Below are 24286 nucleotides of genomic sequence, written 5' to 3' on the forward strand. Positions count from 1 at the left end.
GCGATAACGGGATTCAGGTTGAAAGTCCGGAGCCGGCTGGCTCCGGTGTCGTAGGTCAGGCGCTGGCAATTTCCAGACGCGCCAGCTGCGCGGCGTTGAGCGTCAGCTGTGCCGCACGGGCAAAGCTTTCCACCTGAGCCACGCTGGTCGCGCTGGCGATCGGCGCACTCACCCCTTCACGATGCATCAGCCATGCCAGCGCCACTTCGGCGGGTTTCGCCTTGTGCTGAGCGGCCACCTCGTCCAGCGTATCGAGAATGCGCATACCGCGCGGGTTGAGATATTTGCCGATGCTGCCGCCGCGCTGACTTTGCGTCAGATCGGACTGCTGGCGGTATTTACCGGTTAAGAAGCCGGAGGCCAGGCTGTAATAGGTGACGACGCCAATATCGCGCGTGGTGCACAGGTCACACAGGGCCCCTTCAAACGCCGAACGGTGATAAAGGTTGTACTCCGGTTGCAGCACCTGCCAGGCCGGCAGCCCCTCTTTGCGTGCCACTTCCAGCGCGGCGGAAAGCTGCAGCGCATCGAGATTGGACGCGCCGGTAGCGCGGATTTTCCCGCTCTGCTGCAGGGACTGGAACGCCTCTAACGTCTCCGCAAGCGGGGTTTCCGGGTCCGGCCAGTGAGCAAAATAGAGGTCGATATAATCGGTATTCAGACGACGCAGCGATGCTTCCACAGCCTGTTGGATCCAGGCTTTCTTCAACCCTTTTTGCCCCGGAAGCCCTAAATCAGCCCCCACTTTGCTGAAGATTTTCACCTTATCGCGCATGCCGGGACGCGCCTGCAGCCAGCGGCCGATAATGGTTTCTGATTCGCCGCCCTGATTGCCATCCACCCAGCGGGAGTAGACATCGGCGGTATCAATGGCGTCAAAGCCGTGATCAACGAAAGCATCAAGAATGGCAAAACTGGTTTTCTCATCGCAGGTCCAACCAAAAACGTTGCCGCCAAAGACCAGCGGGGCAATGGAAAATCCGGTTTTGCCCAAGGGACGTGTATTCATGCCGTTCACTCCTTATCGCTTATATTCTGCATCCTTCGGTACACCGCAAGGGCTGGAAAGGACAATCATGGGATAGTAAGAAAAGGAATCTTGAGGCGGGCTAATCCGTGCCCGCCAGACGCATAACCACATTATGTTCCGGAATAGACGTCAAAGCTAAAATATTTACCCGACAGTTTTTTGTAGGTCCCGTCGGCCAGAATGGTGGCAATAGCGCCGTTAATTTCCTGACGCAGGGCGTCGTCTTCTTTGCGCAGGCCAATCGCCGCGCCGGCGCCGAACAGCGTATTATCCTGCAAGCTTCCGCCGACGAAGGCGAAATCTTTGCCCTGAGGCTGCTGCAGGAAGCTATAGTCCGCCATCATCCCGGACAGCACCGCGCCGTCGATACGCCCGGATTCCAGATCCCGCACCACACTGTCAGCCCCCTGATAGGCCACGATATTGATGCCCGCCGGGCGCCAGTGCTGGTTGACGTAGGTTTCCTGCGCCGACCCTTGCTCCACGCCGATGGTTTTGCCTTTCAGCTGCTCTGGCGTGTTGCCCGTCAGGGTGTTTTTACGCGCCACGAGGAATACCGGGCCGTTATACAACTTGTCGGTAAAGCCAATCTGTTCTTTACGCTTTTCGGTCATATACATCCCGGAGAGAATGGCGTCGAATTTGCGCGCCTTCAGGGCCGGGATAATGCCGTCGAAATTGCTTTCGACCCACACGCATTTCGCCTTGAGCTGCGCGCAGATAGCGTTGCCTAAATCAATATCGAACCCCGCCAGCTTGCCCTGCGGGTCTTTCCATTCAAAGGGCGCGAAAGTGGGATCGACGCCAAAGCGAATTTCCTTTTGCCCTGCGGCCAGCACCGATGTTGAGGCCATCAGCGCAACCCACAGCAGAAGAGATTTTTTCATTTTTTATCAGCTCCAGAGATCAACGGCAGTGTGTTTCAACTAACCGGGCGAAGAATGACGCGCCGGTGGTAATAATGTCATCGTTAAAGTCATAGCCAGGGTTATGCACCATGCAGCTCCCTTTGCCGCCCTTCTCACCGTTGCCCAGCAGGAAGTAGCAGCCGGGACGCGCCTGCAGCATAAAGGCAAAATCCTCGCTGGCGTTCATCGGCGCCACCGAAGGCAGCACCTGCCCGGGGCCAAAGACCTCCAGCGCCAGCGATTTGGCGAACGCCGTCTCCGCGTCGCTATTGGTCAGCACCGGATAAGAGTCGTAGACCGCAACCTCGCTGGTTGCGCCATAGCTTTTGGCGGTAAATTCGGCTATCTCATGGATGCGTTTAATCAGCAGATCGCGCACTTCCGGCTTCATCGCGCGCACGGTCAGCTCCATCACTGCGCTTTCCGGGATGACGTTGGAGGCAATACCGGCCTGGAAGGTCCCGACGGTGACGACCGCAGTTTCCCCCGGCGGCACATTGCGAGCAACAATGCTTTGCAGCGACATCACCAGCGCCGAGCCGGCTACAATCGGGTCGATGGCACGTTCCGGATGAGCGCCGTGACCGCCGTAGCCGTGAATGGTTATCTTCACCGTATCCGCCGAGGCCATAAAGTTACCGGCGTAGAAGCCCAGCTTGCCGACCGGCAGCCCCGGCATATTGTGCAGCGCGAAAACGCTATCGCAGGGGAAGCGTTCAAACAGACCGTCTTTAATCATCAGGTCTGCCCCACCGATGGCCTCTTCCGCCGGCTGGAAAATCAGGTGCACGGTGCCGTTAAACTGGCAGGCTGGTGACGCAATATACTTCGCTGCCGCCAGCAGGATAGTGGTATGACCGTCATGGCCGCAGGCGTGCATTTTTCCAGGGACGGTACTGGCCCACGGCAGATCGGTGGTTTCAAAGATCGGCAGCGCGTCCATGTCGGCGCGCAGACCAATCGTGCGCCCCGGCTGGCCTTTTGTTAATGAGCCCACCACTCCGGTTTTACCCAATTCACGAGTAACCGCGTAGCCCCATTCCGCCAGTTTTTCCGCCACCAGCTCGCTGGTATTAAACTCCTCCAGACTTAATTCCGGATGGGCGTGTAAATAATGACGGATCGCAATCATTTCATCTTCAGCGGCTTTAATTTCTGGAATCACAAAATCGGTCATGCCGGTCTCCGGGAAAAAGGAATACATATCCTGAATAAATCAGGCTTAAGCGAGAAAGTCGGAAGCAGTAGCGTCAACGAACAGGTTCAGACAATTAACTTATCTGGATAACTATTTAATGCAAGTAGGATTTCTGATTTCTGCAGCCGACCTCATCGCATTTACTCATGATTATTCAGCATCTTATCTTTCAACCCTGCCAAAAAATGAAGTCGCCAGGACACCGCCAATCAACGTGGAATATCCACGACGCAAATCACGCAATATTCAGTTAAACAGACCAGAATTAAGGTCAAATTTAAATATAAACTTTTAATACTTGGATTATTAACGCGTTTTTACTCTACGATCCACGGTCTTAAATCAGCGTGTCATTAGCAGGGATGAGCTCAGGCAGCGTCATGGTTGCAGGACGCACAGACGCACTCGCCACCTGGCGTTATGCAGGCCCCGTGAGCGAGTGAGAGATAATGACAGCGCTTTATGAATGACCTGCCGAATACAGTAGAACTTAACAATGAAATATCAGGCTCTTATCATTGCGTCAGCGCTGGCGATGGCCGGCTGTAGCGCACAGGGCGACACTGCCAGTCAGCAGCGCGCCAGTATCCAGAAAATACGTAGTGAAACGCTGAGTAAACTCTATACGCTGCACCCGGAAGCGCGCAGCGATATTCAGCACTCCGACGGCTATGCGGTATTTTCCAGCAACAGCAGCAAAATTTTAGTCTTCGGATTTGGTAGCGGCTATGGCGTGGTGAATAATACCCACACCGGCAAAGATACCTATATGAAAATGGCGCAGGGCGGCGCGGGTCTGGGCGTAGGCGTGAAGCAGCAGCGGACCGTGCTGGTATTCCATGATAAAGAGGCGTTGAATCACTTTATCACCCAGGGTTACGTAGTTGGTGCCGATGCTAACGCGGCCGCCAAATATGACGATAAAGGCGTAGCCCCGGTTGCCGCATCGGCCAACGGCATCGCGAAAGACACCGCTTCGCTGCCGTCGAAGGTGAATGTGTACGAAATCACCGAGAAAGGCTTAGCCGCCCAGGCGATGCTCAATGGCTATAAATACTGGCCAGATGACGAACTAAATAAGTAATCATCGGTATGGTCAGCGCAAGAGGTTGTCACGCAGCCTCTTGCGCCGCCCTGGGGGATGGGGTGAAATACCGGCTTGCTGAGCGCTTAGTGCGACAATAACCCGTTCACCAGAATCGAGGTGATGATGCCGCTTGCCGCCGCAATCAGCACATAGTTACCGTCGATATAGGACCAATGCTGGCCCTGCGGGGGTGCTGGCAGACCGCGATCGTTCCAGTCATTCACCCGATAATCATTGCCGCGGTAATGTTCCGGAGCCGGCTGTCCTTTACGGAAATCATGGCCATTCCACGCAAAGTGGTCTTGCTCATGGCGATCCTGGTGCGACTTACTTTGTCCACGATTATCGGCGTGCTGGTCGCGATCCGGTCCACGATTGTCGCTGCCGCGATCGCGGTTGTCGCCATGCCCCTGCGGACCATTGCTACTTTGGCCCTGCGGGCGATTAGCATCCGGGCCACCACGATTGTCGCCCTTCTGCCACTCTTGCTGTTGGCCAGGTTTGTAGTTGTCATTCGGGCCATCGGCATAGGCCAGCGAACTGAATGCACAAGCTAACATGACGGCCAGAGAAATCATCTTTTTCATAGTACACCTCCTGATATGGCTTTATTTTTACCGCCAGAATGTGGAGGAATAGTGAGTATCAGAATATCCAGGAGGATTCCTGGAAGATCTGAATCACCTGAATATAGCCGCCGCGGCGTGCCGGAAAAACTATCATCAATAACAAAGGCCGCTTTCGCGGCCTTGATCGGGGATATTGTCAGTGCTGGTTAGTGACGTTGATTATTCAGTGACTTTATTTTTTAAGTCTTCAGCGCCCTTTTTGGTATTGTCCCAGCCTTTTTCGGTGGCGGCTTTGGTTTTATTCCAGCCTTTTTCCGTGCCTTCTTTGGTTTTATCCCAGCCCTTTTCCGTCCCTTCCTTGGTCTTATTCCAGGTTTTTTGAGCGCCTTCGCTCACCTGGCTGCCGACGCTATCGCTTTTGCCTTGCGCCGCATGTTCGGATTTCAGCTTCAGCTCATCGCCCTCGTTCTGGGCCTGATGCAGTTTTTCCTTGGCAGTGTTCGCCTGCTCATGAGCCGCCGCGACGGTATCATCAGTTGCGTGTGTTGTCGCAGCAAAAACCGGGGCTGCTACCAGAATCGCAGATAACGCAATCATTGCTTTTTTCATCATATCCTCTCTAACGTTCTTAATGTTATGAGTCACCTACAGAATGGCATAACATTCCGGTCATGACTTTAGGGATAGTTCTTAAAACTATTTCTGGCCGCATTCACCCGTTTTCAGGCTAAATACTTTGATATTCCGGTACGGGCGTATACCTTCCAGTAAGTTTGTAACATTCCATTAAAATCCATTGTCATATACCTGCCGTTTATTTTCATACGCGAATAATTATCAAAATCATTCTATTATAAATTCGCAACGGTACTCATTTATGGCAATGAAATCAGTAAGATCGCTCATATTATTCACCGCACTCATCGGCACCCCCTTGTTGAGCTATGCCAGCCAGTATCCGCTTACGGTCACCGACCTCGACGGCAGAACTATTACCCTCCAGCATGAACCGCAGCGCATTATTTTGCAGGACGGACGGGATCTGATGGCGCTGGCGCTGCTGGACCGCGATAACCCGTTTAAACGGGTGGTGGCGTGGAATAATCTCGCTAAAAAACAGGATATTGCCACCTGGGAGATGCTCAAGCAGAAGTGGCCGCAGTCGGCCGCCATTCTGGATATGGGGTTCAGCGACAAAGGCAATGTCGACCTGGAAAGCGTGCTCTCCCGCCAGCCGGACCTGATGATTGCCCAGCTGCGCGCGAAGCCGGCGCTGACGGAAAGCGGCATCATCAGCAAGCTGGCGGCGCTGAATATACCGGTGCTGTTTGTCGATTATGAGATCAACCCGGCCAGGGACACCGCGCCCAGTATTGACCTGTTAGGACAGGTCCTCAACCGCGAAAGCAACGCCAAAGCCTATACCGACTACTACCGCCAGCATCTGCAGGCCATTGTGCAGAAAACGGCGGCTATCACCCCGAAAGCGACGGTGTTTGTCGAAGCGCTAGCCGGCAATAGCGATGCCTGCTGCTTCACCCACGGGCATAGCGGCTGGGGCGGTCTGGTCGAGGCGGTGGGCGCCAACAATATTGGCTCGCAGGTGCTGCCCGGCGCCTCCGGCTTTGTGTCGCTGGAAAAAATTATCAGCATGAAGCCTGACGCTTACATCATGACCGGCTCAAAACGCGGCAACAGCCAGGTACTGCCACTGGGTTATCAGGTCAGCCCGCAGGCGGTCAATGCCCAGGCTCAGACCCTGCTGTCACGTACCGGCGTCAGCAATATCCCGGCGGTAAAAGCCCAGCACGCTTACGGGGTTTACCATCATTTCTACAACCACCCGTGGAATATCGTCGGGATGGAGTATCTGGCAAAAGATATCTATCCGCAGCCCTTTAGTACTCTCGATCCGAATACGACCTACCACTACATCGTGCGCCATTTCACCACGCTGCCCGATCTGCCGTTCGTCTTTTCCTGGAAACAAGGTGAGTAACCCCGCATGAGTTCAACCACCGAACCCGGCATCCGCACGGCGACCACCGATGCGGATGACGTCATGACGCACTATCGCCGTATCCTGCGCCGCCGCTTCGGCCTGATGCTGGTGCTGCTGCTGTTGATTGTCGCTTCCCTGTTGCTCGATTTCGTCCTCGGGCCGTCCGGCATATCGCTGCATACCCTGTGGCAAACCCTGACCGCTCCCGGCAGCACCGGCGCCGGAACCCAGGTGATTGTCTGGGATATCCGCCTGCCATACGCGCTGATGGCGGTGGTGGTTGGCCTCGCGCTGGGGCTGGCGGGGGCCGAGATGCAGACCATCCTCAATAATCCCCTCGCCAGCCCTTTCACCCTCGGGGTCTCCTCGGCGGCGGCATTTGGCGCGGCGCTGGCTATCGTGCTGGGGATCGGCATTCCCGGCATCCCCGCCCAGTGGTTTGTTTCGGCCAACGCCTTTATCTTTGCCCTGCTGGCGGCGCTGCTGCTGGATGGCATCACCCGCTGGACCCAGGTCGCTACCTCGGGTGTGATTCTGTTTGGTATCGCGCTGGTCTTTACCTTCAATGCGCTGGTATCGATGCTGCAGTTTGTCGCCAATGAAGATACCCTCCAGGGCCTGGTGTTCTGGACCATGGGCAGCATCGATCGCGCCTCGTGGCAAAAGGTCGGGATTTTGCTGGCGGTGCTGGCGGTGGTGATGCCCCTGTCGATGCTCAACGCCTGGAAACTGACCGCGCTGCGCCTCGGTGAAGACCGGGCCATCAGCTTTGGTATTCACGTCCGTCGCCTGCGGCTGACCACGCTGCTGCGCATCAGTATTCTGTCGGCGCTGTCGGTGGCCTTCGTCGGGCCGATTGGCTTTATCGGGCTGGTGGCCCCGCATATCGCGCGTCTGATGTTTGGCGAGGACCATCGGTTTTATCTCCCCGCCAGCGCCTGCATCGGGGCGCTGGTGCTCTCGTTGGCGTCGGTGGCCTCAAAAAATCTGCTCCCCGGCGCTATTATTCCGGTCGGCATCGTAACCTCGCTGGTCGGCGTCCCCTTCTTCCTGAGCATTATTTTGCGCCATCGGGGGAACGTATGAGCCAGCACGCTCCAGAACCAACCGGACTAACTATCGGCCATTTCAACGCCGGTTATCCAAAACGCCAGGTGATACGTGACCTCACGGTTCCCCACCTGCCGCGCGGCAAAATCACTGCCCTGCTCGGCCCTAACGGTAGCGGTAAATCGACCCTGATGCGGGCCATTGCGGGTCTAGGCCCCTCCACGGGAGACCTGTCGCTGGCGGGGGAAAACCTGCTGACGCTGCCGTTCACCCGGCGAGCGGAAAAAGTGGTCTATCTGCCGCAAACCCTGCCGGCCGGGGTACATCTGCATGTACTGGAGTCGATTATCGTCGCCCAGCGTGCGGCCGGCGGCCTTCGACAAGCGGATAACCCGGCAGAAGTGATGTCCCTGCTGCACCTGCTGGGCATTGAGCACCTGGCGCTCAGCTATCTCGATCAGCTTTCCGGCGGGCAAAAACAGCTCGTCGGCCTGGCGCAGTCGCTGATCCGCCAGCCGGCGTTACTGCTGCTCGATGAGCCCCTGAGCGCATTGGATTTAAATTACCAGTTTCATGTGATGGACCTGGTACGCAAGGAGACCCGCCGTCGGCATATCACCACCCTGGTGGTGGTGCACGATATTAATATTGCCCTGCGGCATGCCGATCATGTGGTAATGTTAAAAGAGGGTCGACTGCTGGCCGACGGCCCACCGTCGCAGGTGATTACGCCGGAGATTTTAGCGGCGGTGTACGGCGTTCGCGGCCGCGTGGAACCCTGTTCGCAGGGGATCATGCAGGTGATTATTGACGGTCTGGCAACCCCGGCGGGATAAGCAAACGGTCCGGGTTTTGCCGCCCGGGCCGTTCGTCATCTACCGATTAATGGTCGAGATAGAGATAGTTTTCCCAGCTCTTCATACGGATCAGGATCTTTCTGATCAGCAGCAGTTCTTTCATATGGTCAGAGTAGACCGCCGCTTCAACCGTCGCCCCTTGCGGTAGCTTGTAGTTTTTGAAGCGATCGTCGGTGACTTTCATCACCACCAACGCACGCCCCTGAGTGTTTAGCGCCGCGCTCGTCAGCAGTTTCCCCTGCCCCTGGAACTGGCTTTCACCGATTGCCGGCAGCACAGCATCCACTTCGCCCTGGAAGACTGTCCCTGGGATCGCCGGGAACATTAACTCAGCCGTTTCGCCTTTTTCCAGACGCTGCAGCGAGTTCTGACGGAAGGCGGCAACGTACAGCCGGTCTGCAGGTGCCACCATCGGTACAAACGTCATCACCGGCGCCAACCCCAGCGCGGTCGACATGGTGCCAGGACGCAGGCCAACGGTGCTGACATAGCCGTCAGAAGGTGCGCGCACCACGGTGTTGTCGAGTTTAAACTGGGCCTTGCGCAACTGCGCCAGCAGCGAGGCAACGGTAGTATTTTCGCCCTTCACTACCGAGTTCAAATCGTTCTTCGCCCGCACCACTTCAGCCTGTGCGGCTTTAACGCTGGCTTCATCGGCTTTCCAGGTCTGAAGACGGGTATCCACCATCTGATCGGAAAAGGCGCCTTTGTTGTGCCCTTGCTGATAACGCGCATATTCGCGCTGCGCCTGGTCCCGTTCGGCCACCGCTTTATTCAGGTTGGCCTGCGCGCTGTTCAGTGCAGAATTCAGCGACAGGGCGTTCTGGCTGGCCTGTTTAACCTGCGCTTCAAGATCATCGACCTTCGACTGATACGGCGTCGGGTCGATGGTAAACAGGATGTCATCTTTATGCAGCATCTGATTAGGCTTCACCGGCACCGTTAATACGCGACCGCGCACCTGCGAAACAATCGGGACGGTACGAAAAACCTGATTCCCCACTTCGGTAAACGGCGCGTTATAGTTCATGCCAAAAATTACGCCGCCAATCAGTATCACGCCGCCCAATACCGCGGTCGGCACCGTCCATTTATTTAACGGAATGTGGAATATTTTAAATATCGCAATACACAGCGCGGCATAGGTCAGGAGCATTAACGTTTCCATTATTTTGCCTCCTTCTCTTTCAGCAGCGTTAATTCCTGCTGTACCCCGTCAAGACGGGCCAGTACCGTTTCTAAACGCTGATGCAGATCGTCCTGGTTATCTGCGATTCTTTTCATGCCCCAGCCCCGGTCATCGCGCCACAGTGTGGCCCAAATCCACAGCAGCGGCCACAGCACGTGCAAAGTGAATAAGCTCACCCACCCGGCGTAATGGATCGCATCTTGATGCGGATGGTTTCTTTTTTTCGCAATTTCATAAGGGATATCGTGAATAACAATTACCCCGTAAAACAGGATCAGGACTACCGCAACCAGGATAGCCAATGCTACATAATCCAGGGTCATAGAATAACTCCAGAGAAAATTCAAACATAAATGGAAAACTGAATTAAGGCGTAGTGATACCAGGAAATAATTAATTGTTATTTCCGACTCAGTTATTAATCAGAATTTGTCAGGAATTTTTCGGTCAATGGAAATAAGCTGCCCTTTTTTCACCGTAATATATCCCCCGGTTTTCAACGCCGCTAGCACCTGATAGACATAGCTACGTGAAAGGTTCGTTCGTTTAATAATAAACGCGGACAAGCTTTCGCGCTTTCCGGTATCAATTTCGCTGCGGTACAAATAGCGTGACAACATCGATTTGATGGTCTGAAACCCAGACAGATTGCCTCTTTCATTGCTGGCATCCAGCGCGAAGACGCCCATATAAACCAGAATTGAGACCAGCTCTTTCATATACTGCGGCGACGAGTGGAAAAAAATACGTTCAAAGTCGCTGACCGTCACTTGAGTAAAACGACATTTTTCCAGGCACTGATAGACTAATGTGACCGCAGGGCAATAGCACTCCAGCAACCCCAGCGGCATATTTTCGAAAACAATCCCCAGCAGGTTTTGCTCATCGTCAACGGCGAGGGTCACTTGCCCTTCCAGCACAAAGTAGATAAACCCCTCAGCAGGCTGGAAACGCTCACCAGCGGCCAGCTCCACATATTCACCACAGGCGATAACCTCAGGCAAGTGGGTCGTGAGTTCCAGCGTCTGGTAAAAAGAGTGGATATTGCCAAAACGACTCGTCATCTTTTCGTGCGCTCTCCTTTACCACTTTACCAACCGGCAGCGGGCAAATCATTGCTGTAGAAAATATACAGAAGAACCTCAGGCAGTAAAAGTCCACAGCTGGAGTTCTGCCGCTATCGTCTTGTTTTATCGCCTCCAGAGGCTCGTTTCTTGTCCTGCCTCGCACTTTATCAGCCCCGGCATTCCGATCGCTGGCGGGCTATGCTTTAATTAGCTAAACCGTTTTAATTAAGTTTAGCAGGAAGGTGGAATAAACATGAAAACGAACGTATGGGTACTGGGCGACGCCGTGGTGGATCTGCTGCCGGAATCGGAAGGTCGCCTGCTGCAATGTCCCGGCGGCGCACCGGCTAACGTGGCGGTCGGGATCGCCCGACTCGGTGGTCACAGCGGGTTTATCGGTCGCGTTGGCAACGACCCTTTTGGCCGCTTTATGCGTCAGACTCTGCAACAGGAGCAGGTCAACGTCAGCCATATGCGGCTCGACGAGCACCACCGTACCTCCACCGTGGTGGTCGAGCTTGACCCCCGCGGCGAGCGAAGCTTCACCTTTATGGTCCGCCCCAGCGCCGACCTGTTCCTGCAGCCCGACGACCTGCCGACCTTTGCCGCCAACGAGTGGCTGCACGTCTGCTCTATCGCCCTCAGCGCCGAACCCAGCCGCAGCACCACCTTCGCGGCGATGGCGCAGATCAAACAGGCCGGCGGACGGGTCAGTTTTGACCCCAATATCCGCCCGGACCTGTGGCAGGACCCGGCACAGCTGCACACCTGTCTCGACCGCGCCCTAAGCCTGGCGAATGTGGTGAAGCTTTCCGAAGAGGAGCTGGAATTGATCAGCGGCAGCCCTGATTTAGCCCAGGGCGTCGAGATTCTGAGCCAGCGCTATCAGCCCGATTTGCTACTGGTCACCCAGGGAAAAGCCGGCGTGCTGGCGGTGTTCCAGCAGAAGCTGGTGCACTTCAGCGCTAAGCCGGTGGTCAGCGTCGATACCACCGGAGCAGGAGATGCGTTTGTCGCCGGGCTGCTCGCCAGCCTTGCCGCCCATGGGATGCCACAGACGCTTGAGGCGCTGGAACCCACCATCGCCCTCGCGCAGACCTGCGGGGCGCTCGCCACCACCGCCAAAGGGGCGATGACCGCCCTGCCTTATCAGCACGATCTTCAGCGCCAGTTTTGATCCCTCCGGGCCGCCCATCGCGGCCCACTTTGTTGCATCCATCACAATTATTAAACCGGTTTAGCAAATTATGTTCACAGCGCGCAATTATCGCGTTTAACATAGCGCCTAAACCGGTTTAGCAAAAACATACAATCTTCATTTTCACTTTTGGGATGCGACCAGAATGTTCAGAAAAAGCACACTCGCAGTTCTTATCGCTTTGCTAACCGGCGCCGGCTCAGCCCATGCGCAGACCGATCTCAGCAGCATCGAAGCGCGTTTAATCGCGCTGGAAAAACGGTTGCAGGATGCAGAAAACCGCGCTCAAACGGCGGAAAACCGCGCCGAGTCGGCAGAGAAAAAAGTCCAGCAGTTAACCACGCAACAACAACAAACCCAGGACACCACCCAGGAGGTCGCGCAGCGCACCGCGAAGCTGGAGAAAAAATCTGCCGAGACCAGCGGCTTTGAGTTCCATGGCTATGCCCGTTCCGGGGTGATCATGAACGACTCCGGCGCCAGCACCCAGTCCGGGGCCTACATGACGCCAGCTGGGGAAACCGGCGGGGCCATCGGCCGTCTGGGCAACCAGGCCGACACCTACGTTGAAATGAATCTCGAGCATAAACAGACTCTGGAGAGCGGCGCGACGACCCGCTTCAAAGTGATGGTGGCCGACGGACAAACTACCTACAACGACTGGACCGCCAGCACCAGCGATCTCAACGTTCGTCAAGCGTTTGTCGAACTCGGCAACCTGCCCACCTTCGAAGGCCCGTTCAAAGGATCCACCCTGTGGGCCGGGAAACGCTTCGACCGCGACAACTTCGATATTCACTGGATCGATTCCGACGTGGTCTTCCTCGCCGGGACCGGCGGCGGGATTTATGACGTGAAGTGGAACGACATCCTGCGCAGCAACCTCTCTCTGTACGGGCGCAATTTCGGCGATATCGATGAGGCCAGTAACAGCGTCCAGAACTACATCGTCACCATGAACAACTTTGCCGGGCCGGTGCAGATGATGGTCAGCGGCTTGCGGGCGAAAGACAATGACGATCGTAAAGATACCAACGGCAATCTGGTGAAAGGGGACGCAGCAAATACCGGGGTGCATGCGGTGCTCGGTTTGCACAACGACAGTTTCTACGGCCTGCGTGACGGGACCAGCAAAACCGCCCTGCTCTACGGGCATGGGCTGGGGGCTGAGGTCAAAAGCATCGGTTCCGACGGTGCCCTGCGTCCGGGAGCCAATACCTGGCGCTTCGCCAGCTACGGCACCACGCCGCTCAGCAAAAACTGGGCTATCGCTCCGGCAATCCTCGCCCAGAGCAGTAAGGACCGCTACGTCGACGGCGATAGCTACCAGTGGGCCACCGTCAACATGCGCCTGATTCAGGAGATCAACCCGAACTTCGCCCTCGCTTACGAAGGCACCTATCAGTACATGGATCTCAAACCAGAAGGCTATAACGATCGCAATGCGGTGAACGGCAGCTTCTATAAACTCACCTTCGCCCCGACCTTCAAGGTCGGTAACATCGGTGACTTCTTCACCCGCCCGGAGATCCGTTTCTACACCTCGTGGATGGACTGGAGCAAAAAACTGGATAATTACGCCAGCGACGACTCGCTGGGCAGCAGCGGCTTTAAATCCGGCGGCGAATGGTCGTTCGGTATGCAGATGGAAACCTGGTTCTGATAAACCACGCCTGACACCAGAGCAACCCGGGGCAGCGAGCACCATGCGCCGCCCCGGAACAATAATGACGCAGACACTGCGCCCCCGTGAATACGGAAACAATAGCTAATACATTCAGAGGGTACTATGGATTTTGAACACATTTCCCGCTCGCTGCTTCCCCTGTTGGGAGGTAAGGAAAACATCGCCAGCGCCGCGCACTGCGCCACGCGCCTGCGTCTGGTGCTGGTCGATGACTCGCTCGCCGATCAGCAGGCCATCGGTAAAATCGAAGGGGTAAAAGGCTGTTTTCGTAACGCCGGACAGATGCAGATTATTTTCGGCACCGGGGTGGTGAATAAAGTCTACGCCGCCTTTATCCAGGTGGCAGGGGTTGGCGAATCCAGCAAATCGGAAGCCGCCGACATGGCAGCGAAAAAACTGAATCCGTTCCAGCGCATCGCCCGCCTGCTGTCGAATATCTTCGTGCCGATCATTCCGGCGATCGTCGCCTCCGGCCTGCTGATGGGCCTGCTGGGGATGGTCAAAACCTACGGCTGGGTCGACCCGAGCAACGCAATCTACATTATTCTCGATATGTGCAGCTCGGCGGCGTTTATTATTCTGCCGATATTGATTGGCTTTACCGCCGCCCGGGAGTTTGGCGGTAACCCCTATCTGGGGGCGACGCTCGGCGGCATTCTGACCCACCCGGCGCTGACCAACGCCTGGGGCGTCGCGGCGGGTTTCCACAGCATGAACTTTTTTGGTCTGGAAGTGGCGATGATCGGCTACCAAGGGACGGTATTCCCGGTGCTGCTGGCGGTGTGGTTTATGAGCATCGTCGAGAAGCAACTGCGCCGGGTGATCCCTGACGCGCTGGATCTCATCCTCACGCCGTTCCTGACGGTGATCATTTCAGGCTTTATCGCCCTGCTGATTATCGGCCCGGCCGGACGCGCGCTGGGTGACGGCATTTCATTTATTCTCAGCACGCTGATTACCCATGCCGGCTGGCTGGCTGGGCTGCTGTTTGGCGGCCTCTATTCGGTTATCGTGATTACCGGGATCCACCACAGCTTCCACGCCATCGAGGCCGGGCTGCTGGGCAATCCCGCCATCGGCGTGAACTTCCTGCTGCCGATTTGGGCCATGGCTAACGTCGCTCAGGGTGGCGCCTGCCTGGCGGTGTGGTTTAAAACCAAAGATGCCAAAATCAAAGCCATTACCCTGCCGTCGGCATTTTCGGCGATGCTGGGGATCACCGAGGCGGCGATTTTCGGGATTAACCTGCGCTTTGTGAAGCCGTTTATCGCCGCGTTAATCGGCGGCGCGGCGGGCGGTGCCTGGGTGGTATCCATGCATGTCTATATGACGGCGGTGGGCCTGACGGCGATCCCCGGCATGGCGATCGTGCAGGCCAGTTCGCTGCTGAACTACATTATTGGGATGGTTATCGCCTTCGGCGTTGCCTTTACCGTCTCTCTGCTGCTGAAATACAAAACGGACGCTGAATAATGTCACTTCCCTCACGGCTGCCTGCGATTTTGCAGGCCGTTATGCAAGGCCAGCCGCGTGCGCTGGCCGACGAGCACTATCCTCGCTGGCACCATGCGCCGGTGACCGGGCTGATGAACGATCCCAACGGTTTTGTGACCTTCAACGGTCGCTACCACCTGTTTTATCAGTGGAACCCGCTCGCCTGCGATCACACCTTTAAGTGTTGGGCGCACTGGAGCTCCACCGACCTGCTGCAGTGGCAACATGAACCTATCGCCCTGATGCCCGACGAAGAGTATGACCGTAACGGCTGCTACTCCGGCAGCGCGGTGGATAACAACGGGACGCTGACCCTGTGCTACACCGGCAACGTTAAATTCAGCGACGGCAGCCGGACCGCCTGGCAGTGCCTGGCGACGGAAAATGCCGACGGCACCTTCAGCAAACTTGGCCCGGTGCTGCCGCTGCCGGAGGGCTACACCGGGCACGTGCGCGACCCGAAAGTGTGGCAGCACGAGGGCCGCTGGTACATGGTGCTGGGCGCTCAGGATCGGCAAAAGCACGGCAAAGTGCTGCTGTTCAGCTCCCCCGACCTGCACCAGTGGACTCACGAAGGCGAAATCGCGGGCTACGGGATCAACCATCTCACCGACGCGGGCTATATGTGGGAATGCCCGGACCTGTTTCCCCTCGGCGACCAGCAGATCCTGATTTGCTGCCCGCAGGGCGTCACCCGCGAGGCGGAGCGTTTTCTCAATAGCTACCCGGCGGTGTGGATGGCCGGCGATTTCGATTATGCCAGCGCCCGCTTCAGCCACGGTAAACTGCACGAGCTGGATGCCGGATTCGAATTTTATGCCCCGCAAACCATGCAGACCCCCGATGGCCGTCGGGTACTGGTCGGCTGGATGGGGGTACCGGATGGCGAAGAGATGCACCAGCCAACGCTGACCAACGGCTGGATCCATCAGATGACCTGCCTGCGCGAGCTGGAGTGGCACAACAGCACGCTGTATCAACGCCCGCTGCGCGAACTGACCGCCCTACGCGGTGAGGCCCACGGCTGGCAGCCGCAGCCTCTGCCGCTGGGACCGATGGAAATCGAACTGGCAACCGCCGGCGACGCGGCGTTCAGCATCGATTTCGGCGGCGCGTTAACGCTGGAACGCGATGCCCACGGCATTAGTCTCGCGCGACGCAGCCTCGTCAGCGACGAGATGCTCTATCGCTACTGGCGCGGCGATATTCAGACGCTGCGCATTTTCATCGACCGTTCAAGCGTGGAAATCTTTATTAATGACGGTGCGGGGGTGATGAGCAGTCGCTTCTTCCCACGCTATCCAGGGGAAGTGGTGTTCAGCGGTGCGACGCCGGCGACATTCTGCTACTGGTCGCTGAGGTCATGCATGGTAGTATAAGCGTTTTACTTTCAGGCGCATGCTGTCGTGATGAAAACCAAACGCGTTACTATTAAAGATATCGCCGAGCTGGCGGGTGTCTCAAAGGCGACCGCCAGCCTGGTGCTGAACGGTCGCGGTAAAGAGCTCCGCGTGGCGCAGGAAACCCGCGACCGCGTGCTGGCGATCGCCCGCGAACAACATTACCAGCCCAGTATTCACGCCCGCTCGCTGCGGGATAACCGTAGCCATACCATCGGCCTGGTGGTCCCTGAAATCACCAACTACGGGTTTGCCGTCTTCTCCCACGAACTGGAAATGCTGTGCCGCGAGGCCGGCGTTCAGCTGCTAATCTCTTGCACCGATGAAAATCCGGCTCAGGAGAGCATGGTGGTCAACAACATGATTGCCCGCCAGGTTGACGGACTGATTGTCGCCTCGTGCATGCACAACGATGCCGATTACCTCAAGCTCAGCGAGCAGCTGCCGGTGGTGCTGTTCGACCGCTGCCCCAGCGAGAGCACGCTGCCGCTGGTGATGACCGACTCCGTCAGCCCGACGGCGGAACTGATTTCCCGCATTGCGCCGCAGCATCACGACGAGTTCTGGTTCCTCGGCGGACAGCCGCGGCTGTCGCCATCGCGCGATCGTCTGGCCGGTTTTACCCAAGGGCTGGCGAACGCCGGGGTAGAGCTACGCCCCGAGTGGGTGATTAACGGCAACTATCATCCGAGCTCCGGCTACGAGATGTTTGCCGCGCTCTGCGCGCGTCTTGGACGACCGCCAAAGGCGCTGTTCACTGCGGCCTGCGGCCTGCTGGAAGGGGTGCTGCGCTATATGAGTCAGCACCATTTACTGGATTCCGGGATCCATCTGGCGAGCTTCGACGACCACTATCTGTACGATTCGCTGTCGCTGCGTATCGATACCGTGCAGCAGGATAACCGCCAGTTGGCCTGGCACTGCTACGATCTGATAAGCCAGCTGATTGAGGGCAATACGCCCGAGCCGCTACAGCGCTACCTGCCGGCGACGCTGCAAATTCGTCATCGTTGATTTACCCGCGCGATGTGAGTGATGGCATTGAAAAAACGTCAGATGACTCTTTAGCAGATAATTGACTTTGCCGCGTTAAACTGACGCGGCATCGATATAGGCGTCCGTCGAAGAAGAGATATAGAACAAATTCATGCATCAAGGCCGGTGATCCGCACCAGGTGGACGGTGAGCCACAGCAGCTCGTTCCCGCCGAGGGTCATATCGAGCTGGGCCTTGACGTAATCGCGGATCAGCAGCGCGCAGCGGTAGGCTTCCGGGTACTCTTTAATCACCTGCACCAGCAGGAAACTGTCCCGCGCGCCGTCCAGTTCCCCCTCCTGTAAACGCTGCAGGAAGAACTGCATATGGACCAGAAAGCGCGAGTAGTTAATCGATTCGGTGTCTATCTCCTGCTTAAAGTGGTACTGCACGAGATTAAAAATATCCTTCAGCATTTTCACCGACTGCATGGTCTGCGCCACGTCATCGCCCTCGCTCTGCCCGTTGACCAGATGAAAAGCGATATTGCCAGCTTCTTCTTCCGGCAGTTCAATGGCGTACTGCTGGCGAATAATCGTCACCGCTTCGCTGGCGACGCGGAACTGCTGCGGGTAAAAGCGCCGGACTTCCGGCAGCAGGCGGTTTTGAATGGCTATCCCTTTGCGGCTGCGCTCGATGGCAAACGTCAGATGGTCGGCGAGAGTAAAGAAAATCTGCTCGCGGACCTTGTTGGCCAGCTGCATATTGGCGCGGGAGAGAATCATCGCCGCCATTTCGATCACCTCATCCGGGATCGCCGACAGCGCCTCCAGATAACCGCTGCGCGTGCCCAGCGTCTGGGTCACGAACAGCTTCTCGATCTTCTCGGCCGCTATCTCATCTCCCGGTCGGCTGTTAAAGCCAATGCCTTTCCCCATGACGATAACCTCCCGGTTATCGTCGTCGGCAGAGAGCACAAGGCTGTTATTGAGCACCTTCTGAACAATCATGGTTGAGACTCGTGGTGGTTGCCGTTTTGCCTGATGACATCCTTATACCACCAGAAGCTGCGCTTGCGGATCCTTTGCAGGCTCTTCAGCGACTCCTCGCCGCGGTCGACATAAATAAACCCGTAGCGCTTGGCATAGCCCTGGTGCGTACTGACCACGTCAATCGCCGCCCACGGGCAGTAGCCCATCAGCTCGACGCCGTCAGCAATCGCCAGACGCATTTGCTCGATATGCGCCGCAAGGAAAGCGATACGGTAATCATCATTCACCGTCCCGTCGTGCTCCAGCTTATCCGGCGCCCCCATACCGTTTTCGCTGATCAGAATCGGCAGGCCGTAGCGCTCACAGACTTTGCGCAGCGTCAGGCGCAGGCCGACCGGGTCCACCACCCAGCCGTATGGCGTTTTATCGACCCACGGATTTTCCGCCGGACGATACACCCCGGTTTCCCCCAGCATAATTTGCTGATCGCCAGCGCGGGGCGCAACATCATTGCCGTCTCCCCGGCTGGCCACGATAGTAGCCGTCGAGTAGTAGTTGATGGCGATAAAATCAGGGCGCCCCTGCTGTAAAATCAAAGCATCTTCCGGCAACATTTCCGGCGCGAGGCCGCGATCCTCGAGATAGGCCCACGCCAGGGCGTTGTAGCGCCCGTGCACCGCAACATCGAGAAAGCTCCAGCAGCGCAGCGTTTCCCAGTTATGCGCGGCGATGGCATCTTCCGGTTTACAGCTACCGGCGTACATCGAGGTGGTATTGATCGCCGGACCGATGCGCAGCCCAGGAAACTCACGGTGGCACAGGGCAAAGATCTGCGCCTGGGCCAGCATCATATGGTGGTTATGCTGATACAGCGCCTTTTTGTCCGGCAGCGCCCGATCGGCTGGCACGCCAATCGCCCCAGGGTGGAGGATCATGGTGTTCTGTTCGTTGATCGTCAGCCACAGCGGTACTTTATCGGCAAACTCGTTGAACAGCAGCCGGGCATAGCGGACAAATGCTTCGCCGGTCTCGCGGCGCATCCAGCCTCCTTTAAGCTCCAGCGCCCACGGCAGATCAAAGTGGTACAACGTGACGATCGGCGTGATCTGGTGGCGGACCAGCGCATCGATCAGACGGTGGTAAAACGCCAGCCCAGCGGGATTAACCGGGCCGTCGCCGTCGGGGATCACCCGCGACCAGGCCACCGAAAAGCGGTAGGCCTTCAGCCCCATCTGCGCCATCAGAGCAACATCCTCCTCCACGCGATGGTAGTGGTCGCTGGCGATACGAAAGTCCGCCGTGCCCGGCGGGTGGCTGAGCATATCGACAACTGACGGTCCCTTACCGTCTTCGTTCCACGCCCCCTCGACCTGATAGGCCGATGTCGAAGCTCCCCACAAAAAACCGTCCGGGAATCGGGCCTGCTGTTGATAGATCATGCCTGAGCCTCCTTCGCGGATTGCACCATCAGCGACTCGCCATAATTCACCTGTGCGGCGGCAGTGATGCTGAGCTGGCAATGTTCGTCGCCATTGACCACCACCACCGGGGTAATCACATCGTATCCGGCACGCTCGATGGCGGCGATATCAAAGCGGATCAGCTCCTGCCCGGCTTCCACCACATCCCCAACTTTCAGCGAGGAGCTGAAGTGTTGACCATTGAGGTTAACGGTATCAATCCCGATATGCACCAGTAGTTCAAGTCCACTTTCGCTTTGTAAACCAACCGCATGGCATGACGGCAGGAACATCATCACCTTAGCGTTAAACGGCGCTTTCAGGCATCCCTCCTGCGGGCGAATCGCGACCCCTTGCCCCAGCAAACCGCTGGCAAAAACGTCATCATTCACCTCGCTTAACGGCACGACCTGACCACGCAGCGGGCTGAGCACCTCGCTGTCGCCATCGCTTTTGGGGCTGACGACAGTCGGCGGCGTTGGCTCAGCCGCATCTTGCTCCTCAGGCGCATCTTTAAAGGCGATAAACCAGGTCAGGGTAAAGGTCACCACAATGGAGATCGCGCAGGTTACCAGCGCATGGACGATGTTCATCGGGTTTTCACCGATAAACGCCGGCAGCGCCGCCAGGCCAGGCGAGACAAAGGCGTAGCGCACCAGCCCGCTAAAGCCCGCGTACATCCCGGCGCAGCCACCGCCAATCATCGCGGCAATCATCACGCGGCGGAACTTGAGCAGCACCCCGTACAGCGCCGGTTCGGTGATCCCCAGCAGCGCGGTAAAGCCTGATGACGAGGCCAGCTGGCGCAGGTTGCTATTTTTGGTTTTCAGCGCCACACACAGCGTCGCGGCGCCCATTGCCACGTTCGACGCCAGCATCCCCGGGCCGTTAATCATTTCGAAGCCATTTTTGCTGAGCTGCCCGGTGGCAATCGGCGTCATCGCCCAGGCGGTGCCGGTAATAATCAGGAAGGGTTGCAGGGTGCCCATCAGCATCGGGATTAACCAGCTGGCGTGGCGGTCGATAGCGCCTGCTCCGGCGGCCACCAGATCGTTAAGCAAAATGCCCGCCGGCCCCACCACCACCAGCGCCAGCGGCGCGGTGATCAACAGGATCAGCATCGGCTTAATGAAAAACTTGATAATCGAAGGCGACACTTTTTCGGCAAAACGCTCCACCCACGACATCAGCCACACCGTCAGGATGATCGGCAGCACCGACCCGGCGTAATCGGAAAGCAGTACGTTGATGCCGACAAAATCGACCGCTTTACCGGCCGCCAGCATCTGGCCGATGCCCGGATGCAGCAGCACGCCGGCGAGGGTCATCGCCAGAATCGGGTTGCATTCAAACTTCAGCGACGCCCCATAGGCCAGCAGCACCGGCAGGAAGAAGAAGGCGGCGTCGGCAATAATATTCAGCAGCTGATAGGTCGAGCTGGCTTCGCTGATCGCTCCCGTCAGTTTGAGGATCGCCAGCAGCGCTTTGATCATCCCCGCGCCGGTAATCGCCGGGATAACCGGGGTAAAGGTGGTGGAAATGACGCTGATAATGCGTGCGACGATACCGGCCGGTTTGGCATTTTTATCGCCGCCTGCTGGGTTTTTCTTCTCCGGCAGCGCTTTATTGAGCAGGCGGTACACCTGCTGCACTTCATTGCCGATGACAATCTGGAACTGGCCGCCCTTCTCCACCACGCTGATAACGCCGGGAATTGTACCAATCTGCGCATCGTTGACCTGCGCGCGGTCGTTGAACTCCATGCGCAGCCGGGTTGCGCAGTGGGTGAGCATACGGATATTTTCCGCACCGCCCACCGCGTGGAGGATTTTTTCTGCTGTTTCGTTATAGTTCATAGTGTTCCCTGGTGTTGGGGCAAAAAAAAAGACCAAAACAGAGACGCTCCCCAATGGACGGGAGAGCATTCCTATTTTGGTCTTGCCTGCTTTCGCAGTAGCACGCCATCATAAAAATGGGTTATTTCGGCGGATTATCTAAGCGGCCTTTGCCGATTTCAATGGCGACCGAACAAAAGTGTGAACTGGATTAAGTAAATTCTTAAGTCAATATCAACCCAGAGCCTGGTGGCGTAACCAGCTCTGCAAGAGTTTCGCGTTCGCCGTCATATCGCTGTCCTGGCGTACGCAAAGGTAGTAATCCCGGCCATCCTCGATGGTGGCGTCGATGATTTTCACCAGCTCGCCGCTGTTCAGGTAGGGCGCGATCAGCGGTTCGCGCATCAGGGCGCAGCCGAGGCCCGCCTGAACGCCTGCCAGGGTCAGCAGGCCATCTTCAAACAGCGGCCCCGTCGAGCGCGGCGGGCGTTTTACCCCCTGCTGAACAAACCACTGGTTCCACGTCGTGCGCTCCTCGTCATGGAGCAACGGCATCTGCAGCAGCTGTTCCGGCGTATCGATATGCCCGTGCAGGCGGATAAACGCCCGGCTGCATACCGGCACCATTCTGCCAGATATCAACTTTTCGCTCTGATATCCGGTCCACTGCCCGTCGCCAAAACGAATCGACATGTCCGATGCGTCGCTCAGATAGTTACGATGGTTGGCATACACCACGTTGATTTCGGTATGGGGGTTGGCGTGGACAAAAGACGGCAGGCGAGGAATAAACCAGCCCATCCCGAACAGTGGGATCAGGCTGATCGTAACCTGCTGAGTTTGCACCTGATCCACCAGATGCTCGGTGGCCTGGCGCAGCACATTAAACGCCGCGCGGATCGAGCGGTAATACTCCCGCCCCTGCTGGCTCAGGGTCAGTCGCCGGCCCTGCCTTTCGGTCAGCGAAATTTGCAGGTACTCCTCCAGCACTTTCAGCTGATGGCTCACCGCCGAGGGTGAAATAGCCAGCTCCCGAGCGGCCTGCGTCACGCTGCCCAAACGGGCGATAGCCTCAAACGCGCGCACCGCCCGCAGCGGCGGATCGTTGGTCAACGTGCTTTCGGTGGTGAGTTCCGGCCCCGCCAATGATTCTGTTTTTTTCATATGTTGATTTTCTTAGTGCAGTCCACGTTTTTGCCATTCATTTAATATGATTAAAAATCATAAAGATATAAATAATCACAAACTTCATAAGAAAGAATATATCCGTATTTTACAATTTAATTCATTTATTAGATGGTAGCCGTAATTTGAGCACATTGTCGGGTTATCCAGTTGGACACTCTCATACAACAACTTATAAACGGGGTCATGCTCGGCAGCATCTACGCCCTGATCGCCCTCGGCTATACCATGGTGTATGGCATTCTGCGCATTATTAACTTCGCCCATGGCGATATCCTGATGGTCGGCGCGTTAACCACACTTTCCGGGATGAATGCGTTGAATGCCCATTTCCCCGGTCTGTCGCCGCTGGCGCAACTGCTGCTGGCGTTGATGCTGGCAATGATCGTCTGCGGCCTGCTGGCAATGGCGGTGGAGCGCTTTGCCTACCGTCGCCTGCGCAACGCTCCGCGCCTGGCGCCGCTGATCTCCGGGATCGGCGTTTCGGTACTGCTGCAAACCGTGGCAATGATCGTCTGGTCCCGTAACCCGCTAATGTTCCCGCAGATCCTGCCGATGGACCCGATCGCCGTGACCCACGGCAGCGCCGGGCATCCGCCGGCGATCGTCACCGTGACCGGCATCGTCACCGTCGCGCTGGCGTTGGCGGTGATGCTCGGCCTGTGGCTGCTGGTGGAATTTACTCGCCTGGGCCGCGGCATGCGCGCGGTGGCGGAAAACCCGCGTATTGCCACGCTGATGGGCGTTAACCCCAACGCCATTATTGCCCTGACCTTTGCCATTGGCGGCGCGTTTGCGGCCCTGGCCGGAGTCATGATGGCCAGCAACTACGGCAACGCCAGCTTCTCGATGGGCTTTCTGCCCGGTATTAAAGCGTTTACCGCCGCGGTACTCGGCGGCATCGGCAACATTCGCGGAGCCATGGTCGGCGGCCTGCTGCTGGGCCTGATCGAATCCCTGGGCGCCGGTTATCTCGGCGACCTGACCAACGGCGTCTTCGGCAGCAACTATCAGGATATCTTCGCCTTTATGGTTCTGATTCTGGTGCTGGTCTTCCGCCCGGCCGGTTTACTCGGCGAACGCGTCGCGCATCGGGCTTAGGA

The 24286-nt window shown here is 57.0% G+C and carries 22 protein-coding genes; 10 read left to right on the forward strand and 12 right to left on the reverse strand.

Features of this window, described 5'->3' with window-relative positions; translation table 11 throughout:
• Nucleotides 1–55 precede the first annotated feature (55 nt).
• From ACMYSN_RS08485 to ACMYSN_RS08495, 3 genes are all read right to left on the reverse strand, one after another.
• Nucleotides 56–1009 (reverse strand): aldo/keto reductase, encoded by a 954-nt coding sequence (locus ACMYSN_RS08485; protein WP_462497683.1) that lies wholly within the window; start codon nucleotides 1007–1009, stop codon nucleotides 56–58.
• Nucleotides 1010–1140: 131 nt separating this feature from the next.
• Entirely contained in the window at nucleotides 1141–1917 is a 777-nt protein-coding gene (locus tag ACMYSN_RS08490) for an ABC transporter substrate-binding protein (RefSeq protein ID WP_462497684.1), read from the reverse strand.
• Between the two features lie 19 nt (nucleotides 1918–1936).
• Nucleotides 1937–3115, reverse strand: a complete 1179-nt coding sequence (locus ACMYSN_RS08495) for a M20 aminoacylase family protein (protein ID WP_462497685.1) — start codon at nucleotides 3113–3115, stop codon at nucleotides 1937–1939.
• A gap of 517 nt (nucleotides 3116–3632) precedes the next feature.
• On the opposite strand from ACMYSN_RS08495, the gene ACMYSN_RS08500 reads away from it, so the two are divergent.
• Entirely contained in the window at nucleotides 3633–4220 is a 588-nt protein-coding gene (locus ACMYSN_RS08500; RefSeq protein ID WP_462497686.1) for a lipid-binding SYLF domain-containing protein, read from the forward strand.
• 86 nt (nucleotides 4221–4306) lie between these two features.
• Here ACMYSN_RS08500 and ACMYSN_RS08505 read toward each other — a convergent pair whose 3' ends face one another.
• Both ACMYSN_RS08505 and ACMYSN_RS08510 read right to left on the reverse strand, forming a co-directional pair.
• Nucleotides 4307–4810: an RcnB family protein gene (locus tag ACMYSN_RS08505; protein WP_462497687.1), complete on the reverse strand. Its 504-nt coding sequence runs from the start codon at nucleotides 4808–4810 to the stop codon at nucleotides 4307–4309.
• Between the two features lie 201 nt (nucleotides 4811–5011).
• Nucleotides 5012–5401 carry a hypothetical protein gene (locus ACMYSN_RS08510; protein WP_462498228.1) on the reverse strand — a complete coding sequence of 130 codons (390 nt, stop codon included), beginning with the start codon at nucleotides 5399–5401 and terminating at the stop codon, nucleotides 5012–5014.
• A gap of 268 nt (nucleotides 5402–5669) precedes the next feature.
• Here ACMYSN_RS08510 and ACMYSN_RS08515 point away from each other — a divergent pair, with 268 nt between their 5' ends.
• The 3 genes from ACMYSN_RS08515 to ACMYSN_RS08525 are packed head-to-tail and all read left to right on the forward strand — an operon-like array spanning nucleotide 5670 to nucleotide 8680.
• A complete protein-coding gene (locus ACMYSN_RS08515) occupies nucleotides 5670–6791 on the forward strand; it encodes a TroA family protein (protein WP_462497688.1) in 1122 nt (373 codons plus the stop codon).
• Between the two features lie 6 nt (nucleotides 6792–6797).
• Entirely contained in the window at nucleotides 6798–7880 is a 1083-nt protein-coding gene (locus ACMYSN_RS08520; RefSeq protein ID WP_462497689.1) for a FecCD family ABC transporter permease, read from the forward strand.
• A complete protein-coding gene (locus tag ACMYSN_RS08525; protein ID WP_462497690.1) occupies nucleotides 7877–8680 on the forward strand; it encodes an ABC transporter ATP-binding protein in 804 nt (267 codons plus the stop codon). Before ACMYSN_RS08520 ends, ACMYSN_RS08525 begins: the two co-directional genes overlap by 4 nt.
• A gap of 46 nt (nucleotides 8681–8726) precedes the next feature.
• Here ACMYSN_RS08525 and ACMYSN_RS08530 read toward each other — a convergent pair whose 3' ends face one another.
• The 3 genes from ACMYSN_RS08530 to ACMYSN_RS08540 form a co-directional block, all read right to left on the reverse strand.
• Entirely contained in the window at nucleotides 8727–9869 is a 1143-nt protein-coding gene (locus ACMYSN_RS08530) for an HlyD family secretion protein (protein WP_462497691.1), read from the reverse strand.
• Nucleotides 9869–10213, reverse strand: coding sequence for a DUF3302 domain-containing protein (locus ACMYSN_RS08535; RefSeq protein ID WP_462497692.1), 345 nt, complete (start codon nucleotides 10211–10213; stop codon nucleotides 9869–9871). The genes ACMYSN_RS08530 and ACMYSN_RS08535 overlap by 1 nt, the downstream gene beginning before the upstream one ends.
• 99 nt (nucleotides 10214–10312) lie before the next feature.
• Nucleotides 10313–10954 carry a helix-turn-helix domain-containing protein gene (locus ACMYSN_RS08540; RefSeq protein ID WP_462497693.1) on the reverse strand — a complete coding sequence of 214 codons (642 nt, stop codon included), beginning with the start codon at nucleotides 10952–10954 and terminating at the stop codon, nucleotides 10313–10315.
• Between the two features lie 256 nt (nucleotides 10955–11210).
• Between ACMYSN_RS08540 and ACMYSN_RS08545 the strand changes: the two genes are divergently transcribed.
• The 5 genes from ACMYSN_RS08545 to ACMYSN_RS08565 all read left to right on the forward strand — a co-directional run bounded on the left by ACMYSN_RS08545 (nucleotide 11211) and on the right by ACMYSN_RS08565 (nucleotide 17750).
• A complete protein-coding gene (locus ACMYSN_RS08545) occupies nucleotides 11211–12134 on the forward strand; it encodes a carbohydrate kinase family protein (protein ID WP_462497694.1) in 924 nt (307 codons plus the stop codon).
• A 166-nt stretch (nucleotides 12135–12300) separates the two neighbouring features.
• The gene (locus tag ACMYSN_RS08550) at nucleotides 12301–13818 is read left to right on the forward strand and encodes a carbohydrate porin (protein ID WP_462497695.1); all 1518 of its coding nucleotides are present in this window, start codon (nucleotides 12301–12303) and stop codon (nucleotides 13816–13818) included.
• Nucleotides 13819–13944: 126 nt separating this feature from the next.
• On the forward strand, nucleotides 13945–15315 hold the full coding sequence (locus ACMYSN_RS08555; protein ID WP_123755813.1) for a sucrose-specific PTS transporter subunit IIBC: 1371 nt from the start codon (nucleotides 13945–13947) through the stop codon (nucleotides 15313–15315).
• Entirely contained in the window at nucleotides 15315–16715 is a 1401-nt protein-coding gene (locus ACMYSN_RS08560; protein ID WP_462497696.1) for a sucrose-6-phosphate hydrolase, read from the forward strand. Before ACMYSN_RS08555 ends, ACMYSN_RS08560 begins: the two co-directional genes overlap by 1 nt.
• 30 nt (nucleotides 16716–16745) lie before the next feature.
• Complete coding sequence (locus ACMYSN_RS08565) at nucleotides 16746–17750, forward strand: LacI family DNA-binding transcriptional regulator (RefSeq protein WP_462498229.1); 1005 nt, start codon at nucleotides 16746–16748, stop codon at nucleotides 17748–17750.
• Nucleotides 17751–17881: 131 nt separating this feature from the next.
• On the opposite strand, the gene licT is transcribed toward ACMYSN_RS08565, so the two are convergent.
• The 4 genes from licT to ACMYSN_RS08585 form a co-directional block, all read right to left on the reverse strand.
• Complete coding sequence (licT, locus tag ACMYSN_RS08570; protein ID WP_462497697.1) at nucleotides 17882–18721, reverse strand: Bg1G family transcriptional antiterminator; 840 nt, start codon at nucleotides 18719–18721, stop codon at nucleotides 17882–17884.
• A complete protein-coding gene (locus ACMYSN_RS08575; RefSeq protein WP_462497698.1) occupies nucleotides 18718–20142 on the reverse strand; it encodes a glycoside hydrolase family 1 protein in 1425 nt (474 codons plus the stop codon). The genes licT and ACMYSN_RS08575 overlap by 4 nt, the downstream gene beginning before the upstream one ends.
• Entirely contained in the window at nucleotides 20139–22019 is a 1881-nt protein-coding gene (locus ACMYSN_RS08580; protein ID WP_462497699.1) for a PTS transporter subunit, read from the reverse strand. The genes ACMYSN_RS08575 and ACMYSN_RS08580 overlap by 4 nt, the downstream gene beginning before the upstream one ends.
• Before the next feature lie 213 nt (nucleotides 22020–22232).
• Nucleotides 22233–23162: a LysR family transcriptional regulator gene (locus ACMYSN_RS08585; RefSeq protein WP_462497700.1), complete on the reverse strand. Its 930-nt coding sequence runs from the start codon at nucleotides 23160–23162 to the stop codon at nucleotides 22233–22235.
• A 207-nt stretch (nucleotides 23163–23369) separates the two neighbouring features.
• Here ACMYSN_RS08585 and ACMYSN_RS08590 point away from each other — a divergent pair, with 207 nt between their 5' ends.
• Nucleotides 23370–24284: a branched-chain amino acid ABC transporter permease gene (locus ACMYSN_RS08590; protein WP_462497701.1), complete on the forward strand. Its 915-nt coding sequence runs from the start codon at nucleotides 23370–23372 to the stop codon at nucleotides 24282–24284.
• Nucleotides 24285–24286: the final 2 nt, after the last annotated feature.

Origin of the sequence: Klebsiella sp. R445 (assembly GCF_051131755.1) — a bacterium.
Lineage (GTDB): Bacteria > Pseudomonadota > Gammaproteobacteria > Enterobacterales > Enterobacteriaceae > Klebsiella > Klebsiella lignicola.

Coding starts and splice junctions, on each gene's coding strand:
- ACMYSN_RS08495 (WP_462497685.1), bottom strand. CDS start 3,115: ATGACCGATTTTGTGATTCCAGAAATTAAAGCCGCTGAAGATGAAATG.
- ACMYSN_RS08490 (WP_462497684.1), bottom strand. CDS start 1,917: ATGAAAAAATCTCTTCTGCTGTGGGTTGCGCTGATGGCCTCAACATCG.
- ACMYSN_RS08555 (WP_123755813.1), top strand. CDS start 13,945: ATGGATTTTGAACACATTTCCCGCTCGCTGCTTCCCCTGTTGGGAGGT.
- licT (WP_462497697.1), bottom strand. CDS start 18,721: ATGATTGTTCAGAAGGTGCTCAATAACAGCCTTGTGCTCTCTGCCGAC.
- ACMYSN_RS08500 (WP_462497686.1), top strand. CDS start 3,633: ATGAAATATCAGGCTCTTATCATTGCGTCAGCGCTGGCGATGGCCGGC.
- ACMYSN_RS08520 (WP_462497689.1), top strand. CDS start 6,798: ATGAGTTCAACCACCGAACCCGGCATCCGCACGGCGACCACCGATGCG.
- ACMYSN_RS08510 (WP_462498228.1), bottom strand. CDS start 5,401: ATGAAAAAAGCAATGATTGCGTTATCTGCGATTCTGGTAGCAGCCCCG.
- ACMYSN_RS08560 (WP_462497696.1), top strand. CDS start 15,315: ATGTCACTTCCCTCACGGCTGCCTGCGATTTTGCAGGCCGTTATGCAA.
- ACMYSN_RS08545 (WP_462497694.1), top strand. CDS start 11,211: ATGAAAACGAACGTATGGGTACTGGGCGACGCCGTGGTGGATCTGCTG.
- ACMYSN_RS08505 (WP_462497687.1), bottom strand. CDS start 4,810: ATGAAAAAGATGATTTCTCTGGCCGTCATGTTAGCTTGTGCATTCAGT.
- ACMYSN_RS08585 (WP_462497700.1), bottom strand. CDS start 23,162: ATGAAAAAAACAGAATCATTGGCGGGGCCGGAACTCACCACCGAAAGC.
- ACMYSN_RS08530 (WP_462497691.1), bottom strand. CDS start 9,869: ATGGAAACGTTAATGCTCCTGACCTATGCCGCGCTGTGTATTGCGATA.
- ACMYSN_RS08525 (WP_462497690.1), top strand. CDS start 7,877: ATGAGCCAGCACGCTCCAGAACCAACCGGACTAACTATCGGCCATTTC.
- ACMYSN_RS08550 (WP_462497695.1), top strand. CDS start 12,301: ATGTTCAGAAAAAGCACACTCGCAGTTCTTATCGCTTTGCTAACCGGC.
- ACMYSN_RS08535 (WP_462497692.1), bottom strand. CDS start 10,213: ATGACCCTGGATTATGTAGCATTGGCTATCCTGGTTGCGGTAGTCCTG.
- ACMYSN_RS08590 (WP_462497701.1), top strand. CDS start 23,370: ATGCTCGGCAGCATCTACGCCCTGATCGCCCTCGGCTATACCATGGTG.
- ACMYSN_RS08515 (WP_462497688.1), top strand. CDS start 5,670: ATGGCAATGAAATCAGTAAGATCGCTCATATTATTCACCGCACTCATC.
- ACMYSN_RS08565 (WP_462498229.1), top strand. CDS start 16,746: ATGAAAACCAAACGCGTTACTATTAAAGATATCGCCGAGCTGGCGGGT.
- ACMYSN_RS08540 (WP_462497693.1), bottom strand. CDS start 10,954: ATGACGAGTCGTTTTGGCAATATCCACTCTTTTTACCAGACGCTGGAA.
- ACMYSN_RS08575 (WP_462497698.1), bottom strand. CDS start 20,142: ATGATCTATCAACAGCAGGCCCGATTCCCGGACGGTTTTTTGTGGGGA.
- ACMYSN_RS08485 (WP_462497683.1), bottom strand. CDS start 1,009: ATGAATACACGTCCCTTGGGCAAAACCGGATTTTCCATTGCCCCGCTG.
- ACMYSN_RS08580 (WP_462497699.1), bottom strand. CDS start 22,019: ATGAACTATAACGAAACAGCAGAAAAAATCCTCCACGCGGTGGGCGGT.